Source organism: Rhodoferax sp. P1_F3 (assembly GCF_056405715.1).
Window position 1 is genome coordinate 201,265 of sequence record NZ_JBFUBO010000008.1, and the last position, 17,274, is coordinate 218,538.

The window sequence follows — 17,274 nt, forward strand, 5'->3', positions numbered from 1 at the left end:
ATCGAAGACGCCGCGCCGGGCGTCTGCGGTGCGCCGTACTCAATCGTGCAGGGACGACAAAAACTGCTGTAGTTCGGGCGTTTGCGGCTTGCCAAAGATGTCGGCGGGTGGCCCCATCTCGTGCACGCGCCCCTGGTGCATAAAGATCACTCGGTTGGACACGCGGCGCGCAAAACTCATCTCATGCGTCACCATCAAGAGCGTCATGCCGTCTTGTGCCAGGCCTTCCACCACGCGCAGCACCTCGCCCACCAGCTCGGGGTCCAGCGCGCTGGTGATCTCGTCGCACAGCAGCACGGCGGGCTCCATGGCCAGCGCACGCGCAATCGCCACGCGCTGCTGCTGCCCGCCCGACAGTTGGTCAGCATAGGCGTCAAACTTTTCGGCCAGGCCCACGCGCGCCAGCAGGGCACGGGCATGGGTTTGGGCGCTGTCGGCGTCCTTGCTTTTGACCAGGCTGGGCGCCAGCATGATGTTCTTGCCCACCGTCAGGTGCGGGAACAGGTTGAAACCCTGGAAGATCATTCCCACGCGCTGGCGCAGTGCGCGCATGGCCGCGGCGTTCTTGTGCAGCAGCGGTTTGCTGTCCACCGTCAGTTCGCCGCTCTGGAACTCTTCGAGCCCGTTGATGCAGCGCAGCAGCGTGCTTTTGCCTGAGCCGCTTTTGCCGATGATGGCGATCACCTCGCCCGGGGCAATTTGCAGGTCAATGCCTTTGAGCACCTCGTTGCTGCCATACGATTTGCGCAATGCGCGGATGTCCACAATGGGGGCCACAGTGGCGCTGGTTTCAACGGGGGGCATGCAACTTCCTCTCCAAGGATTTGGCGTAAAGGCTCACGGGGTAGCACAGCACAAAGTACATGAGAGCCACGCAGCTGAAGACGAGAAACGGGCTGTAGGTGGCATTGGCAATGGTCTTGCCCACCTTGGTCAGCTCCATGAAACCAATCACCGAGGCCAGTGCCGTGCCCTTGATGACCTGCACCAGAAAGCCCACCGTGGGCGCCACTGCAATCTTGAAGGCCTGCGGCAGGATGACGTAGCGCAGTTGCTCGGCAAAGTTCAGCGCCAGGCTTTGCGAGGCCTCCCACTGGCCGCGCGGAATGGAAGCCACACAGCCGCGCCAGATTTCGGTGAGGAAGGCGCTGGCGTAAAAGGTAAGCCCCATGCCGGCCGCCACCCAGGGCGAGGTGTTGATACCAAACAGACCCAGGCCGTAGTAGGCCAAAAACAGCTGCACCAAGAGCGGCACGCCCTGAAACAGCTGCACATAGGCGCTCACAAACACGCCGGCGCCCGGCAGCTTGCTCAGGCGCAGCATCAGGAGCAGCAAGCCCACCAGCCCTCCGCCAACAAAGGCGATCAACGACAGGCCTACTGTCCAGCGCAAGGCCAGCAGCAGGTTGCGGACAATGTCCCAGAGGGAAAAATCAACCATGGTCTAGCGCCTCCCGAACAGAAAGGTGGCACCGGCCCAGTTGAGCAGGTGGCGCACCGCGAAGGACAGCAGCAGGTACAGCGCACCGACCACGATGAATGCTTCGAAGGAGCGGAAGTTGCGACTCTGGATCAGGTCGGCCGCGTAGCTCAGCTCTTGGGTAGAGATTTGTCCGCACACCGAGGAACCCAGCATCACGATGACGATCTGGCTCACCAGGCTAGGCCACACTTTTTTGAGTGCGGGGGGCAGCACCACACGGGTAAAGGTTTGCAGCCGGGTGAGCGCCAGGCTCACTGCCGCCTCAATCTGTCCCTTGGGCGTGGCCTCCAGCCCGGCGCGGATGATCTCGGTGGCATAGGCCCCGAGGTTGATCACCATGGCGATGAAGGATGCCGTCTCGGCCGACAGCTTGAAGCCCGCGGCCGGCAGGCCAAAAAAGATGAAGAACAGCTGCACGATGAAGGGCGTGTTGCGGATCAGCTCCACATAGCCATTCACCACGGCACGCAGCCAGGCCGGCGCGTGCTCGGCCCCAAAGCCGCGCGCCCGCACCCAGGCGCAGCCTATGCCCAGGGCCGTGCCCACCAGCACGGCGGCGGCCGTGAGCGCCAGGGTCCAGCCGACACCGGTGAGCAGCAGGGGCCACTCCGCCAGCACGGCGCCAAAGTCCAGCTGAATGCGCATGGGGATGCTCGATCAGGCTGTATCAGGCGTTACAGAGGCAGGTCACCCAGGCCGCGGCCCAGCCACTTCTTGGCCATGGCTTCCAGCTCGCCACTCTTCTTGGCTTCGGCGATGATTTCGTTCACCTTGGCCTTGAGCTTGTCTTCACCTTTGGCGATGCCGATGAAGTTGGGGCTGTCTTTCAGCAGCAGCTTGTATTCGCTGGAGAGCTGTGGGTTCTTGGTCATCATGTTGCCGGCCACCGAGGCACCCAGCGCGACGAACTGAACTTGGCCCGCGGTGAACGCGGCGATGGTGGCGTTGTTGTCTTCAAAGCGCTTGATATCGGTGTTGGCGGGAGCTACCTTGCCGAGCTCCTGGTCTTCCATCGCGCCACGGGTCACGCCGACGGACTTGCCGCCAAGGTCGGCAAAGGCTTTCGCGCTCAGGTTCTTGGGGCCAAACACGGCCTGGAAGAACGGCGAATAGGCGGACGAAAAGTCGATGACTTTTTCACGGTCGGGGTTCTTGCCCAGGGTGGCAATCACCAAGTCTGCCTTGCGGGTTTGCAGCGCGGGAATGCGGCTGGCGCTCACCACCACCACCAGTTCCACGGGGACCCCCATTTTCTTGCCAATGTAGTTGGCCATGTCTACGTCCAGGCCGATGGGCTTGAGGTCGGTGCCCACAAAGCCGTAGGGCGCGGAATCGGTCTGCACGGCCACCTTCAGCACTTTGGATTTCATGATGTCGTCCAGCGCGGTTTGCGCGTGCACGCCAGCGGCGGCAAGCAGAGCGCCGGCGGCCATGGCCAGGGTGAAGGTGCGTTTGTTCAATGGGAAAGTCATAGCAGGGCTCCAAGGTAGGTTGAGGGGTCTTTGGGAGATTTGTCGCCAAGACTTGTATGCAAGTCATGTGCCAAACGGACAGGCTTCGGTTTGGTGCCTTCGCCCACAGGGCTGAGTGCGCTGCGCAACTCGGCCAGCGGGTCGCCATTGGGGGCTTGCAGGCGCAGCGCGTCCTGCACATGGCCAATGTGGGCCTGCATGAGCTGCTCGGCCAGCACCCAGTCTGAGGCTTCCAGCGCCTCGACGATGCGGCCATGCTCTTCGCATGAATGAGCGGCGTCGTGGGTGGACTGGTACAGCATGGCGATGAGCGTGGTGCGCGCGGTGAAGTCGCGCAGGGTGTCGGCCAGCAGGCTGTTGCCCAGGCACTCGGCCAGGCACACATGGAAGTCGCCCAGCAAGAAGCTGCGCAGGCCCACGTCCGCGCCCTTGACGGCAGCCTTCTCGGTCTTGATATGGGCCTTGAGCTTCTTGATGGCGGCCTTGCTCACTTCGGTGGTGCAGCGGATCAGCCCCATCTCGATCACCCGGCGCGCCTCAAAGGCTTCGCGTGCTTCGCTCAGAGAGGGTTCGATCACATACCAGCCGCGCCGGCTGCTGACCGTGACGATGCCGCGCGCCGCCAGCCGCGTGAGCGCCTCGCGCACGATGGTGCGGCTGCAGTCAAACAGCATGGCCAGCTGCTGCTCGCCCAGGCGTGCGCCGGGGGCAAGCTTCTGTGCCATGACGGCCTCAATGATGCGGGTGCTGATGTCGGATGCGTTGGCCATATGGCATCCATTGCAGCACAAAATGTGCCACTGGTATACAAGTTTTGCGCACCAGTGTGGTGATTGGGTGGGGCGTTTTGTGTGCGTTATGCCCCTTGCTGGGGCGCATGGTCTGGCAGCGCCAGCTTGGCCAGGCACTCAGCCCAATAGTCAATGCACGCCCGGACCTTGGGCAGGCGGTGGCGCTCCTGCAGCATCACCGCATAGATGGGGATGCGCGGGCTGGCAAAGTAATCCTGTAGCAGCGGCACCAGGGCGCCGCTGCGTACCCAGGGCGCGGCCATCAGGTCGTGCAGGCGGGAAATGCCCACGCCATGCACCACCAGGCTCAGCAGCAGGGCGGTGTTGTCCGCGCGCGTCTGCCCCGGCACCAGCAGGTCCGGCGGGGTGGGGTGGCCGGCGCGGCTCCAGCGGTTCAGGGCGGGGCTGGCGCTGTTGGCAATCAGGTGGTGGCGGGCCAAGTCGTCCGGGTGCTGGGGCGTACCGCAGCGTGCCAGGTAGCGGGGCGCGGCATACAGCGTGCGGCCGTATTCGCCAATTTGCCGTGCCACCAGCGTGTCGCTGACGGATGCGCCGGTGCGGATGGCCACATCAATGCCGTCACGCGCCATGTCGGCGATCCGGTCATCGGCATTGATGTCCAGGTGCAGCAGCGGCCAGCGCTGGTACAGGCCTTCCAGGCTGGGGGCAATCACGCATTCGGCCATCAGCGGGCTCACGCTGATGCGCACCCAGCCACTGGGGCCGCTGAGCTTGCCGCTGAGTTCGCTGTCCAACTCGGCCGTGGTGTCCAGCAGGCGCTGGCCATAGGCCAAGAGCGTGTCGCCCTCGTCGGTCAGGCTCAGGCCGTGGGTGGTGCGGTGCAGCAGGCGCACGCCGCAGGCCGCCTCCAGCCGCGTCAGCGCACGCGTCACCTGGCTCACAGGCACATTGCGCTCGCGCGCCGCGGCGGACAAGGTGCCCAGCTTGGCAATGCGGGTGAACAGGGCGACGTCATCGAGTTGGAGTTGCATGGCGCCATTGTGCGGCGGCTGGACTTGGTTTTGCAAATACTGCAAAACCAATATGGGTTTGGCGCTGTTTCCGAGTGCTGGCTATATCAATAAAGTTCAAACCATCGCATTTGCCCCTGAACCCACCGGAGTCCACCATGTTCCCCACCATGCCCTGTGCCACCACGATTGCCCGCCTGCAGGCCCAGGCCAGAACCGAAATCCATCGCCTGCGCGGCGAGGCGGCCGACGACTTTTGGCGCGGTGCCGACGCCGTGTGGCAGCGCAGCCAGGACCTTGCCCAGCGCAGTGCCGAACGGCTGAAGGCCAGTCTGGCCCGCCGCACCCACCGTTCCACCAACACAACTACGAAAGCCTGACCATGCCCACCCTGCAACTCAAAATCTCGCCGCTGCAAAACCCCTCGCGCTACCGCGCCCTGGCCGAGGCGCTGACCCGTATCACCCACGAACAACTCGGCAAGCGTGCGGAGGTGACCGCGGTGCTGATTGACGACGTGCCCGCCGCGCGCTGGCATGTGGGCGGCAGCGATGTGCAGCGCCCCACCGCGCTGCTGGAGATCAGCATCACCCAAGGTACCAACACGGCCGAGCAAAAGGCGGCTTTCATCGCCACCGCGTTTGCCGAGCTGGAAAACCAACTGGGCGAGGGCCATGGGCTGGAGCCTGCAAGCTACGTCATCGTGCGCGAGGTGCCGGCGACTGACTGGGGTTATGGCGGGCATACGCAGGCGGCGCGGCGCCTCACCACGGCGGTGCTCTGAGCGGCGACAACGATCTAGTTCTTGGTCAGGTACTTGGGCAGGGAGGGGGGCGTCACCAGTTCAAAGGGCACGTCCACAAAACGCTGCACCGGCTGTTTGCGGATCAGGCGCAGCGCGGCCTCCACGGCCCTGCCGCCTTGGGCCTCGGCGTTCTGGAAGACGGTGACCTTGAGTTCGCCCTCGCGCATGCTTTGCAGGGCGTCGGGGGTGGCATCGATGCCGCCGACGATGAACTCCGGAGTCCATTGCTGCGCTGCCTTCAGGGCGGCAATGGCACCCAGGGCCATCTCATCGTTGTTGGCGATGATGGCATCGAACCTCTTACCCGACAGCTTGGCCGCGGCCAGGATGTTGGTGGTGATCATGCGAGCGCGATCCCGGTTCCAGTTGCCAATGCGCTTGTCGAGCACCTTGATGCCGCTACAGAGGCCGGTACCCAGCACATCTTCCACATCCTGGGTGCGGGTGCGTGCGGCTTCGTTGGAGAGGTCGCCCATCAGCACCAGCACATGGCCCCGGCCGTTCATGAGGCGGCACACTTCCCGCGCCTGGAGGGTGCCAGACACTTTTTCGTCCGAACCGACGAAGGCCGCGCCAGAGGGCAACTGCTCAAAGTCTGCCGGTTTGCGGTTGACGTAGACCAGCGGGATGCCAGCATTCATCGCCATGCTGGTGATGCGTTGGGTGGCGCCGGTGTCGACCGGCACCACGATGAGGGCATCCACTTTCTGTGTAATCAGGCTCTGGATCTGGTTGAGTTGGGTGACCTTGTCCGTCAGGGCGTTCTCCATCACCACACTGGCACCCACCCGGGCGCTGGCGACCTGTACGCCGTTTTTCAGCAGCGACAAAAAAGCATCGACTTCGGACATGGCCAGGCCGATTTTCTGGGCCTGCGCGGCAAATGGGGCGGTCAGTGCCAGTGTGAGCAACGCCCGCGCACGGATATGCTTCATAGGGGGGGGGCTTGGTGAGGGTTAAAGGGGGAGCGCAGGCGTGGTCTGAAGCTTGAAGGCCACGACCGCCTGGGCCAGGGTGTTGGCCTGGTCGTGCAGGCTCTCAGACGCCGCGGCGGACTGCTCCACCAGCGCCGCGTTCTGCTGCGTGAGTTGGTCCAGCTCTACCACGGCTGCGTTGACGCGTGAGATGTCGGAAGACTGCGCCGCCGCGGTGGCGGCGATCTCCGAAATGATGTGGTTGACCCGCTGCACCGAACCCACAATCTCTTGCATGGTGTCACCGGCCTGCTGCACCTGCAGGGAGCCGGACGCAACGCGTTCCACCGAGGCGTCGATGAGCAGCTTGATCGCCTTGGCCGCCTCGGCGCTGCGGTGGGCCAGGTTGCGTACCTCGGCGGCCACCACGGCAAAGCCGCGCCCCTGTTCTCCAGCGCGCGCGGCCTCCACCGCAGCGTTCAGGGCCAGGATATTGGTCTGGAAGGCAATACCGTCGATCACGCCCGTGATGTCCGCAATTTTGTGGGAGCTCTGCGTGATCTCGCCCATGGTGGCGACCACGTCACTCACCGCCGCGCCGCCGCGTTGCGCCACCTGCACGGCCGAGGCCGCCAACTGGTTGGCCTGGCGTGCAGCGTCTTCGGATCGTTGCACCGTGTGCATCAGCTGGGCCATGCTGGACGCCGTGCTTTGCAGGTTGCCTGCCGTGTGTTCGGTACGGTTGCTCAGGTCCTGGTTGCCGGTGGCAATTTCCATGCTGGCGATGCGGATGCCCTCGGACGTGGTGCGTACCTTGTCCAGTGCCAGCTGGTAGCTCTTGCGCAGGTGTTCCACGCCGCTGACCAAGGTGCCGATTTCGTCGCGCCGCCTGCTGGCAAAGGACTGGGTCAGGTCGCCTTGGGCTACCAGTGTGACTGCCTTGGTGAGTTCTCCCAATGGCGTGCTTACGGTACGGCGCACTAGGTAGAACAGACCGGCGCCCAGTAGCAAGGCCGTGGCTGCCAGCAGGCTCCCGATGATGGTCATGTTGCGCCAGTAGCTACGCATGGACTCGGCCTCCGACACCTCGGCGACCAGCCATCCGCTGCCGGACTGTGTCTTGCGCATCACGGCCCAGCGTGCACCGGTGGTCTCATCCAGCAGGGGGTAGGCTTCGTGCACATGGCCATCGGGGGCCTGGGCCAAAGCCTCTAGAAAGCTGGCCGCGGCGGGTGCGGTTGCCAGCACCTTTTTTCCCTTCGCTGTGGGGTGGACGAGGAATCGGAAGTCTGAGGGCGCGCCGTTGGCATCCAGGTAGTACATGCCACCGGTGTCGAAAATCTTCACTTTGGCAACCTGCTGCTCCAGTACCCATTCCTGCAGCGACACATCATTGCCGATACCAAATGCGCCAATGACATGGCCATCGGCGGCCTTGAGCGGCTCATAGCGGGTGAGGTAGGACTTGCCGAAAAGGCGCGCGTAGCCGGTGTAGGGCTGACCTGCCATGATGGTGGCGTAGGCCGGGTGATGTGCGTCAAACGGTATGTCCAGGGAGCGTTCGCCTGACTCAGTACGTGTAGAACTGGAGATGCAGACCATGGCGTCACCCTTGCGGGCAAACACCATGGCAACGCCAGCAGTTTCCTTCGTGAACCTGTCCACCGCGAGGAAGTCGTCGTTCACAACGCTGCCACCGCTCTGCATCTCACCGGTGGATTCGTCCACTTGGGGTTGATGGTCGAAGTTGCGCCGGAAGCTGGCATAGGCCCGCAAGACCATGCCGCGATTGATCTGGTCAGCCGTGTCGGCTACGGCCACCATGCTCTGTACCTGCTCGGCTACAGCGCTCACCACCAGTGCACGAGTGCTGCGTTGTTCCAACACCCCCATGGCAGCCCCCACTGCAAGCAACACCAAGGCCAGCCCCAGCAGAGCCAGCATCGCCAGCCGACGGGCGACGGAGGGGGTCAGGGGCAGGCGTGGGCGCATCGGGTAGAGATGGGGTTGTGATGATCTCCGTGGACTATAGTGACAATGGAAATTATTTACTTAGGTGTAAACACTTAGAAATTATTTTCTGTTTTGTGAGGCCGTGGCGCAATCGGTCAAGACTGCGCCGACCCCGGAGGGCGCAGCAACAGTGGCTTGGCCTCAGGCCAGTGCGTGTTCGCCCACCGGGTGCAATACGCAGCGCAGCACCTTGTGGTCGGCCGCCTGCAGCGTGGCCACCAGCATGGACAGCACCTGGGTGTCGGCGCGCGCCACAAAGCCGCTGCGGGTGTACATGCCCTCGGGGCGTGACCACACCCACTGCACCTCGCCGCCGTCCAGTTTTTCCCACACATCGGTGGGGCTGACCACCAGCTCCAGGTGGAAGGACTTGCCCGTCAGCTGCAGGCCGGCTTGGGAGAGGATTTGCACGCCGCCCTCGCTGATGTCCAAGACCAGGGCCGCAATGGACTGCGGGTCGTTGGCGTCGCGGAATGCAAACAGCGACGTGGCATTGGCGCCGGTGCCCAGCAGGAAGAACGGCGCGCGGGTGTGTACCCGTTGTTCAGAAGATGGCATGCAATAACCCCCAAAGCGATGAAGACGACCACCATGGTGCGGCCCTTGCGTTGCAGCGCTGTGACGAAGCAGTGACGCCTGCGTTGCACCCTCCTGACATACCGCTGTCAGTAGCCCCCCCGCACCATCTGGGCTTCTTCAACGCAACAAGGAAATGCACCATGAAAAACGCTATCAGCTGGTTTGAAATCCCCACCACCCAACTGGACGCCGCCCAGGCCTTTTACGAAGCCGTGCTGGACCGCGCCATGCGCCGCGAGAACATGGGCCCCAGCGAAGGCGCCGTGTTCCCCTACGACATGGACGGCGACGGCACCGGCGGCGCGCTGATGATGGGCCCCACGGCGCCCAAGGTTTCCACCGGCGGTACGCTGGTGTACCTGGACGCATCGCCTTCGCTGGACGCTGCGCTGCAGCGCGCCGTGGCCCAGGGCGGCCAGGTTGCCCAGCCGCGCACCGCGCTGCCGCCGGGCATGGGCTTCTTCGCCCACATCACCGACCTGGACGGCAACCGCGTCGGCCTGCACGCATTGGCTTGATCCATGACCACGCGCAACAACTGGATTGCCGTGGCCTGCGCCGCGCATGCCCGCCGGGGCTGCGCGGTGCCGGAGCAGGGCTATATGCAGGTCTGCCACGGCAAGGCCGCGCCCCTCAAGCGCGTAGCACCAGGCGACCGCTTGGCCTACTACAGCCCCACGGTCAGCATGGGGGGCAAGGACAAACTGCAGGCCTTCGTGTCGATTGGCATCGTGCAGCCCGGCGTGCCGTATGAGTTCGACATGGGTGGTGGCTTTGTGCCCTACCGGCGCGACGTGGCCTATGTGCCTGCGCTGGAGGCGCCCATCCTGCCGCTGCTGGACGACTTCGAGTTTGTGGAAGACCGCAGCCGCTGGGGCTACAAGTTCCGGTTTGGCCTGTTCCAGGTGAGCGACGCCGACATGCTGCACATTGCGCATGCCATGCGGGCCTCGCCCGGCTTGCTATATCTTTAGGAGCTGTTGGCGCATATTCCACGGGGGCTAGAGGTCAATTTCATGCAAACCTCTCCCATGCCAGCTTGCCCGCGGTCGCTGCGGCACAGCCCCTCGGTGCGCAGGCGCACAGAGGGGCTGCGCCTGCGGTCCTAGAGTGAATGGGTCGGCACACCGCCCTACTGGAGAGTTCCATGGACAAGACCAATCCCCCCACCACTTTTGGCGTCTTCAAACCTGTGGGCCACACCCTGATGGCCTTTTCGACCGACAACGCCTTGCAGGCTGCCAAGGCGGTGCTGGCCGAGAAGGGCTTTGGCCCAGCCCGCTTGGTGGAGTACACGCCCCAGGAGATGCTGGCCCAGGTGAACGCGGAGCTGCAAACCGCCAGCCCGCTGGCCAACTTTGGCTACGAGCTGGACCTGGTACGCGTGCACAAGGCCTTTGCAGAAGACGGCTGCAGCTTTCTGGTGGTGGAGACTGGCGACGACGCCAGCGCCGCACGGGTGGCCGATCTGGTGCCCGTGCTGCGCGTTGTCACCGCGCAGCGCTATGGCCGGTTCATGATCGAAGACCTGACCGAGAAGCTGCCCGGTCGCCAGCTCGACAAGAACGCCTTGCCTTCAGGTTCGCTATGAAATTGCTAGCTGTTGGCGCAAGTATCATGGGGGCTAGAGGCCAAAAACATATCCAACTCCCATGCGCCGCGCCGACCGCCTGTTCCAAATCGTCCAACTCATCCGGGGCCGCCGCCTCACCACCGCCGCCTTTCTGGCGCAGCGCCTGGAGGTGTCCGAGCGCACCGTCTACCGCGACGTGGCCGACCTTCAGCACCAGGGCGTGCCTATCGAGGGCGAAGCGGGCGTGGGCTACCGGCTGGGCCAGGGCTTTGAATTGCCGCCGCTGATGTTCAGCGCGGACGAAGCGCGCGCACTGGTGGCCTCGGTGCGCATGGCCCAGGTGTGGCAAGACCCGGTGCTGGCGCAAAATTCCCAGGTGGCGCTGGGCAAAATTCTCTCGGTGCTGCCCGCCGCAGCCCGTGTGGCCGCGCAAAGCATGACCATTTACGCGCCGCCCATCGGGCTGGAGCCCGCGGTGCAGGCCACGCTGCAAACCCTGCGCGAGGCCGCCCAGACCCGCAACAAGGTGCGCCTGCAGTACCGCGACGCAGCCAACACCGCCAGCGAGCGCACCTTGCGCCCTTTGGGGTGCTTTTATTGGGGCCGGGTCTGGACGCTGGCGGCCTGGTGTGAGACGCGCCAAGGCTTTCGCAGCTTCCGCCTGGACCGCATGGAGCAGCTGGAATTGTTACAAAGTGCAGCGGGCCGCTTTGCCGAAGAGCCCGGCAAATCCCTGGCCGACTACCTGCGCACCGCGGCGCCACCAGAGGCAATCTCCCGCCTGCAAGACGGCGGCACCTAGGGCACGGCCGGTGTGCAACTTTGCAAACCGGAACAATTTGTACACACGACGAAGCACCCTTTGGGCGTAGATTGCATGGGTTCTGTGTTCCAAGGTTTTTCCATGTCCGCTACTCCCCTGTTTCACCGCTTGCTGCAGCGCTGGCCCGCCAAAAATCCGCCACACCCGTTGCAGGTGCTGCTGGACCAGGGCAAGCTGGGCACGCTGTACCAACCCATCATCGCGCTGCAAACCGGCGAGATCGACGGCCACGAGGCACTGGCCCGCGGACACAGTGGTTCCGAGCTACCCCCCATGCTGCTGGACAGTGTGCAGGCTATCCAGTTGCAAATCGAGGTGGAGTTGGCCTGCGCAGGCCGTGCCCTGCAGGGCTGGGGTTACCCCCATACGCAGGGCCGCATGTACCTCAGCTTCAGCGCGTCCACGCTGGCCACGCTCAGCGAGTCGGAGGCGCTGTCGCGCTTGCACGAGCTGTTCCAGGCCAGCGGCGTGCCGTGCAAACGCATCGTGGTGGAGGTGACCAACCACCGCAGGATTGACGACCTGGCTGCCCTGGCGCGCGCCACCGCGGCCTTGCAGACGCAGGGATGCGCCATTGCACTGGACGACATCAAGGCCTCCCAGCGCAGCCTCAACCTGTGGATGCAGCTCAAGCCCTCCATCGTGAAGATGGACGGCCGCATGACCACCGACCTGCAAAACGACCCTGCCAAGGCCAAGGTGCTGCGCTCGCTGGCGGCCTTCGGCTTCAAGACCGGGGCCAGCCTGGTGGCCAAAGCTGTGGAAGACGCGGCTGACCTGCGCATCGTGCGCGACTCTGGCATCCAGCTCGCGCAGGGGCGCTTTCTGGGCTTCCCGTCGCCTACGGTGGTCGACACGCTCAACCTGCGCGCACGCCAGGTGCTGACCGAGACATGGGCCCCGCACGACCAGGCCTCCCAGCCCGCTGAACTGGTCGCGACCGATACGGGGCCGCAGGGCCTGCAGTGGTTTGACTAAAGCCGCGCCTTTGAACTTTACAAAGCTTCACGCTAGCCGCATAGACATGTAAAGCGGCACAGGCACCATCGATTCACTGCAATAGCACCGCGTGTGCACTGAGCGTGAATTGAAATTGTCTGCCCCTTCTCCCTCTTTCCCGTCCTTACGCCTGACCGCCCTGGTTTTGGCGGTGCTGTCGCTATCGGCGTGTTCCACGCTGCTGCCCGGCAAGCCGGAAGCCCCAGCGAACGCCGTGGCCGTACCCGATGCCTGGACGGCCACCACCGCTGCTGCCGCATCTGTGGCGGCTACGCCCACCGCGCTGGCCGACTGGTGGTCACGCTTCAACGACCCGCAACTCACAGGTCTGGTAACCCAGGCGCTGCTGGCCAACACCGATGTGCAAACCGCCCAGGCCGCCCTGCAGCAATCGCGTGCGCTGCGCGATGCCAAGGTGGCGGGGCTGGGCCCGTCCATTGGTGCCAGTGCCTCGGCGCAGCGCAGCTTCTCCGGTACTGGCAGCAGTGGCTCCGCGGGCAACAGCTTCTCGGCTGGCTTTGATGCGAGCTGGGAGCCCGATATCTTTGGCGGCAAGCACAACGCCGCCGACGCCACCCAGGCCGATGCCGATGCCGCACAAACCAGCCTGGGCAATGTGCGTGTGTCCGTGGCGGCAGAAGTGGCCGTCGCCTATATCGAACTGCGCGGTTTTCAAGCCCAGGTGGCCATTGCGCAGAGCAATCTGCAAAGCCAGACCGAGACCCTTCAGATCACCCAGTGGCGCGCCCAAGCCGGCCTGACCACCTCGCTGGAGGTGGAGCAGGCGCGCACCGCCGTGGCCCAGACTGCGGCGCAAGTACCGGCGCTGCAAGCCAGCGTGAGCAAGACCCTGCACAGCCTGGCCGTGCTCACGGGACAGACGCCGACTGCACTGAACAACACGCTGACCGCCACCTTGCCGGTGCCCCAAGCCCCCCAAGACTTGGCACTGAGTTTGCCTGTGGACACCTTGCGCCAGCGGCCAGATGTGCGGTCTGCAGAGCTCAAGGTGACGGCTGCGCTGGCCCGGGTGTCCGAAGCCGAGGCCGCGCGCTACCCGAGTTTTTCATTGAGCACGACGCTGGGCCTCAAGGCCCTGACCCTGGGGGCGCTGACGGATGGCGCGTCCCTGGTTGGCTCCTTGCTCGCCAGCGTGTCGGCGCCGATATTTGATGGCGGTGCCGCCAAGGCCCAGGTGCGTGCGCAGGAAGCCGCACTGGCCCAGGCCCATGTGGCCTACCAGGCCACCGTGCTCACTGCACTCAAGGATGTGGAAGACGCATTGGTAGCGCTGCAGGGTGACCGCAACCGCCTGGTGGAACTGCAAACCGCCGCCGATGCAGCCAACAACGCGGCCTTGCTGGCCAGCCAGCGCTACCAAAGCGGTCTCATCGATTTTCAAACCGTGCTGACCACGCAGCGCACGCTCCTGAGTGCGCAAGACAACGTGGCCAGCACCGTGGCCGATGTCAGCGCCGACCACGTGCGCCTCTACAAGGCGCTGGGTGGTGGCTGGAATTAGCTCTGCCATGTCACACCCCATCCCCTATTTTTTGAATGCCCGCCATGACACCCTCCACCCCTGAATCGCAAGCCACCCCCTCCACCCCGCGAGCGCCCCTGCGCACCGAAGACGTGATCCAGCTGCTCGACGAGCCGGTCAGCCACGTCTGGTGGCGCATGCCCACCGTGTGGGTGGGCGCCGTCGTACTGGTCGCGGCGGTAGTCGGCGGACTGGTCTGGAAGGGTCGGCAGCAGGCCAGCCAAGCCCCCAGCTATGTGACCGAAGCCGTGGCGCGCGGCCACCTGGCGCTGTCCGTCATGGCCAACGGCACCTTGCAACCCACGCGATCAGTCAGCATTGGCAGCGAGCTCTCGGGCACCGTGCTGCGCGTGCTGGTGGATGTGAATGACCATGTCAAAAAAGGCCAGGTGCTGGTGGAGCTGGACACCTCCAAGCTCGGCGATCAGGTGAAGCGTTCGCGCGCCACACTGGCCTCCGCCCAGGCCAAGCTGGCCCAGGCCGTGGTGGCCACGCGCGAGGCCCGCACCAGCCTGGCCCGCCTGGAAGAAGTGGCGCGCCTGTCGGGCGGCAAGGTGCCGTCCAAGACGGAGCTGGACACAGGCCGCGCAACGCTGGAAACCGCCCAGGCCTCGGAACTCAGCGCCCAGGCCTCGGTGGCCGACGCCAAGGCCGCAGCGGCCACCGATGAGACCAACCTGTCCAAGGCATCGATCCGCTCACCCATCGACGGCGTGGTGCTGACGCGCACGGTGGACCCCGGCAACGCTGTGGCCGCTTCGCTGCAGGCCGTGACGCTGTTCACCGTGGCCGAAGACCTGGGCAAACTGCGCCTGCAGGTGAATGTGGACGAGGCCGATGTAGGTGCGGTGCAGGTGGGGCAAAAGGCCAGCTTCACGGTCAGCGCGTATCCCACGCGGAAGTTCCCGGCCAAGGTTACGCGCGTGGCGTTTGGCTCCACCACCACCGACAACGTGGTCACCTACATCACCTACCTGGAGGTGGACAACAGCGACCAGATCCTGCGCCCTGGCATGACAGCGTCGGCCACCATTGCAGCCACTGAGCGTGACGACGCGCTCTTGGTGCCCAACACCGCGCTGCGCTTCTCGCCACTGGCCAGCACGGGCGGTGGCGGTGCGGCGGCGAGCAAGGGCGGCATTGTCTCCAGCCTGATACCGCGCATGCCCGGTGGCACGCGCAAGGCCGGTGGCAGCGGCAGTGCTGGCGCCGCGCGCCAGGTGTGGGTGCTGCGCGATGGCGCTGCGGGTGCCGTGGCCGTCACGCCCGGCATCTCGGACGGCCGCATGACTGAGATCACTGCGGGCGAGTTGCAGGTGGGTGACAAGGTGATCACCGATCAGCGCACTGCCGGAGCCCGCTCATGAGCGAGGCCATAACCCCGGACCACACGCCGCTGATACGCCTGCGCAGCATCACGCGCGACTACGGCGAGGGCGCCACCAAGTTTCGGGCACTCAAGGGGGTGGACCTGGACATCGAGGCCGGTGACTTTGTTGCCATCATGGGCCCCAGTGGCTCAGGCAAGTCCAGCGTCATGAACACGCTGGGTTGCCTGGATACGCCCACGGCGGGCGAGTACCTGTTCCAGGGCGTACCCGTGCAGAGCCTGGGCCGTGACCAGCGCGCCCGCCTGCGCCGCCGCTACCTGGGCTTTGTGTTTCAGGGCTTCAACCTGCTGGCGCGCACCACGGCCCAGGAGAACGTGGAGCTGCCGCTGCTGTACCGCGGTGAATCGGTGGCCGACCGGCGGGCTGCCGCCAGCCGCGCGCTGGCCTCGGTGGGGCTGGCGGGTTGGGAGCACCACACGCCGGCAGAGCTGTCGGGTGGACAGCAACAGCGCGTGGCGATTGCACGCGCCATCGTCACCGAGCCGGCTGTGCTGCTGGCCGACGAACCCACGGGCAACCTGGACACGCAACGCAGCCACGAAATCATGGAGCTGCTGTGGCGCCTCAACGTGGACCGGGGCATTACTGTGCTCATGGTCACGCACGAGCCCGACATGGCTGCGTACGCCAAGCGCGTGGTGCGCTTTGTGGATGGCGTGGTGGCCGACGACGCACGCAACCCGCACCCCACAGCGCTGCAGCAAGAGGTGGCCCATGTTGCTTAACACCTTGCTGCTGGCACTGCGCTCGATCCGGCGCAACCTGCTGCGCTCCTTCCTCACCATCCTGGGCATCGTGATCGGCGTCAGCGCCGTGATCACCATGGTCACGCTGGGCCAGGGTGCCACGCAGGCGGTGCACAACCAGATCGCCAGCCTGGGCAGCAACCTGCTCATGGTGCGCCCCGGCCAGCGCCAGGGGCCAGGGGGTGGCGGTGGCGCCGCGTTCAAGGAAGCCGATGCGCAGGCCATTGCCACCCAGCTGGGTGGCGTGCAGGCCGTGGCGCCCGAGGCGCGTGCCGGTGTGACCGTGGTGGCCAATGGCCGCAACTGGTCCACCAGCGTGACCGGCAGCACCAACGACTGGTTCGACGTGAGCAACTGGAAGCTGGCCCAGGGCCGCCGCTACACCGACGAAGAACTGCAGGCCGGCTCCGCCGTCTGCGTGATTGGCGAGACCGTGCGGCGCGAGCTGTTTGGCAATCAGCCCGCGCTGGGCGCGCAGGTGCGGGTGAAGCAGTTTTCGTGCGAGGTGGTCGGCGTTCTGGCCTCCAAGGGCCAGGCGGCCATGGGCAACGACCAGGACGATGTGGTGATGGTGCCGCTGCATACGTTGCAGCGTCGCGTTACCGGCTCGCTCAATGTGGGCACCCTGCTGGTGTCCATGCAAGAGGGCAGCGACCCCAGCCGCGTCAAGGCCGGCCTGACCCAGTTGCTGCGCGAGCGCCGCAAGTTGGCCGATGGTGACGACGACAACTTCAACGTGCTGGACACCCAGCAACTGGCCGAGACGCTGTCGGGCACCACGCAGGTTATGACCATGCTCTTGGGCGCCGTGGCCGCGGTGAGCCTGCTGGTGGGCGGCATCGGCATCATGAACATCATGCTGGTCAGCGTGACCGAGCGCACGCGCGAGATCGGCCTGCGCCTGGCCATTGGTGCGCTGGAGCGCGAGGTGCTGCTGCAATTCCTGATGGAAGCCGTGGCGCTGGCGGCGCTGGGCGGGCTGGTGGGCATCGTGCTGGCCACTGTGGCGTCCATCGGCCTGGCGCAGGTGATGCAGGTGCCCTACCTGTTCAACCCGTCAATCAACCTGCTGTCGCTGGTGTTTTCATCGGGCATTGGCGTGGTGTTTGGCTACTTCCCGGCGCGTCGCGCCGCGCGCATGGACCCTATTGACGCGCTGCGGCACGAATAG

The 17,274-nt window shown here is 65.0% G+C and carries 20 protein-coding genes; 11 read left to right on the forward strand and 9 right to left on the reverse strand.

Annotated features, from left to right (window positions below):
• Nucleotides 1-39 precede the first annotated feature (39 nt).
• The 6 genes from AC1DZ5_RS14895 to AC1DZ5_RS14920 form a co-directional block, all read right to left on the reverse strand.
• Complete coding sequence (locus tag AC1DZ5_RS14895; protein ID WP_477890363.1) at nucleotides 40-804, reverse strand: amino acid ABC transporter ATP-binding protein; 765 nt, start codon at nucleotides 802-804, stop codon at nucleotides 40-42.
• On the reverse strand, nucleotides 791-1,441 hold the full coding sequence (locus tag AC1DZ5_RS14900) for an amino acid ABC transporter permease (RefSeq protein WP_477890365.1): 651 nt from the start codon (nucleotides 1,439-1,441) through the stop codon (nucleotides 791-793). The genes AC1DZ5_RS14895 and AC1DZ5_RS14900 overlap by 14 nt, the downstream gene beginning before the upstream one ends.
• Nucleotides 1,442-1,444: 3 nt before the next feature.
• On the reverse strand, nucleotides 1,445-2,128 hold the full coding sequence (locus tag AC1DZ5_RS14905) for an amino acid ABC transporter permease (protein ID WP_477890367.1): 684 nt from the start codon (nucleotides 2,126-2,128) through the stop codon (nucleotides 1,445-1,447).
• A gap of 29 nt (nucleotides 2,129-2,157) precedes the next feature.
• The gene (locus AC1DZ5_RS14910) at nucleotides 2,158-2,955 is read right to left on the reverse strand and encodes a transporter substrate-binding domain-containing protein (protein ID WP_477890369.1); all 798 of its coding nucleotides are present in this window, start codon (nucleotides 2,953-2,955) and stop codon (nucleotides 2,158-2,160) included.
• Nucleotides 2,952-3,725 (reverse strand): GntR family transcriptional regulator, encoded by a 774-nt coding sequence (locus AC1DZ5_RS14915; RefSeq protein ID WP_477890371.1) that lies wholly within the window; start codon nucleotides 3,723-3,725, stop codon nucleotides 2,952-2,954. Before AC1DZ5_RS14915 ends, AC1DZ5_RS14910 begins: the two co-directional genes overlap by 4 nt.
• Nucleotides 3,726-3,811: 86 nt before the next feature.
• Entirely contained in the window at nucleotides 3,812-4,738 is a 927-nt protein-coding gene (locus AC1DZ5_RS14920; protein ID WP_477890373.1) for a LysR family transcriptional regulator, read from the reverse strand.
• 137 nt (nucleotides 4,739-4,875) lie between these two features.
• Between AC1DZ5_RS14920 and AC1DZ5_RS14925 the strand changes: the two genes are divergently transcribed.
• The gene (locus AC1DZ5_RS14925) at nucleotides 4,876-5,097 is read left to right on the forward strand and encodes a hypothetical protein (protein ID WP_477890375.1); all 222 of its coding nucleotides are present in this window, start codon (nucleotides 4,876-4,878) and stop codon (nucleotides 5,095-5,097) included.
• Between the two features lie 2 nt (nucleotides 5,098-5,099).
• Nucleotides 5,100-5,501 (forward strand): tautomerase family protein, encoded by a 402-nt coding sequence (locus AC1DZ5_RS14930; RefSeq protein ID WP_477890377.1) that lies wholly within the window; start codon nucleotides 5,100-5,102, stop codon nucleotides 5,499-5,501.
• 14 nt (nucleotides 5,502-5,515) lie between these two features.
• Here the strand turns inward: AC1DZ5_RS14930 and AC1DZ5_RS14935 are convergent, their stop codons facing one another.
• From AC1DZ5_RS14935 to AC1DZ5_RS14945, 3 genes are all read right to left on the reverse strand, one after another.
• Nucleotides 5,516-6,457, reverse strand: coding sequence for a substrate-binding domain-containing protein (locus AC1DZ5_RS14935; protein WP_477890379.1), 942 nt, complete (start codon nucleotides 6,455-6,457; stop codon nucleotides 5,516-5,518).
• Nucleotides 6,458-6,478: 21 nt separating this feature from the next.
• Nucleotides 6,479-8,428, reverse strand: a complete 1,950-nt coding sequence (locus AC1DZ5_RS14940; protein WP_477890381.1) for a methyl-accepting chemotaxis protein — start codon at nucleotides 8,426-8,428, stop codon at nucleotides 6,479-6,481.
• 162 nt (nucleotides 8,429-8,590) lie between these two features.
• Nucleotides 8,591-9,007, reverse strand: a complete 417-nt coding sequence (locus AC1DZ5_RS14945; RefSeq protein ID WP_477890383.1) for a PilZ domain-containing protein — start codon at nucleotides 9,005-9,007, stop codon at nucleotides 8,591-8,593.
• A gap of 161 nt (nucleotides 9,008-9,168) precedes the next feature.
• Between AC1DZ5_RS14945 and AC1DZ5_RS14950 the strand changes: the two genes are divergently transcribed.
• The 9 genes from AC1DZ5_RS14950 to AC1DZ5_RS14990 all read left to right on the forward strand — a co-directional run bounded on the left by AC1DZ5_RS14950 (nucleotide 9,169) and on the right by AC1DZ5_RS14990 (nucleotide 17,274).
• Nucleotides 9,169-9,546 (forward strand): VOC family protein, encoded by a 378-nt coding sequence (locus AC1DZ5_RS14950; RefSeq protein ID WP_477890385.1) that lies wholly within the window; start codon nucleotides 9,169-9,171, stop codon nucleotides 9,544-9,546.
• Between the two features lie 3 nt (nucleotides 9,547-9,549).
• Entirely contained in the window at nucleotides 9,550-10,002 is a 453-nt protein-coding gene (locus AC1DZ5_RS14955) for an EVE domain-containing protein (RefSeq protein ID WP_477890387.1), read from the forward strand.
• Nucleotides 10,003-10,175: 173 nt separating this feature from the next.
• Nucleotides 10,176-10,619, forward strand: coding sequence for a hypothetical protein (locus AC1DZ5_RS14960; protein WP_477890388.1), 444 nt, complete (start codon nucleotides 10,176-10,178; stop codon nucleotides 10,617-10,619).
• Between the two features lie 61 nt (nucleotides 10,620-10,680).
• On the forward strand, nucleotides 10,681-11,403 hold the full coding sequence (locus tag AC1DZ5_RS14965) for a helix-turn-helix transcriptional regulator (RefSeq protein ID WP_477890389.1): 723 nt from the start codon (nucleotides 10,681-10,683) through the stop codon (nucleotides 11,401-11,403).
• Between the two features lie 102 nt (nucleotides 11,404-11,505).
• Complete coding sequence (locus AC1DZ5_RS14970) at nucleotides 11,506-12,402, forward strand: EAL domain-containing protein (protein WP_477890391.1); 897 nt, start codon at nucleotides 11,506-11,508, stop codon at nucleotides 12,400-12,402.
• Between the two features lie 115 nt (nucleotides 12,403-12,517).
• Complete coding sequence (locus AC1DZ5_RS14975; protein WP_477890449.1) at nucleotides 12,518-13,945, forward strand: efflux transporter outer membrane subunit; 1,428 nt, start codon at nucleotides 12,518-12,520, stop codon at nucleotides 13,943-13,945.
• Between the two features lie 44 nt (nucleotides 13,946-13,989).
• Nucleotides 13,990-15,333: an efflux RND transporter periplasmic adaptor subunit gene (locus tag AC1DZ5_RS14980; RefSeq protein WP_477890392.1), complete on the forward strand. Its 1,344-nt coding sequence runs from the start codon at nucleotides 13,990-13,992 to the stop codon at nucleotides 15,331-15,333.
• Complete coding sequence (locus tag AC1DZ5_RS14985) at nucleotides 15,330-16,082, forward strand: ABC transporter ATP-binding protein (RefSeq protein ID WP_477890394.1); 753 nt, start codon at nucleotides 15,330-15,332, stop codon at nucleotides 16,080-16,082. Before AC1DZ5_RS14980 ends, AC1DZ5_RS14985 begins: the two co-directional genes overlap by 4 nt.
• Entirely contained in the window at nucleotides 16,072-17,274 is a 1,203-nt protein-coding gene (locus tag AC1DZ5_RS14990; RefSeq protein WP_477890396.1) for an ABC transporter permease, read from the forward strand. The genes AC1DZ5_RS14985 and AC1DZ5_RS14990 overlap by 11 nt, the downstream gene beginning before the upstream one ends.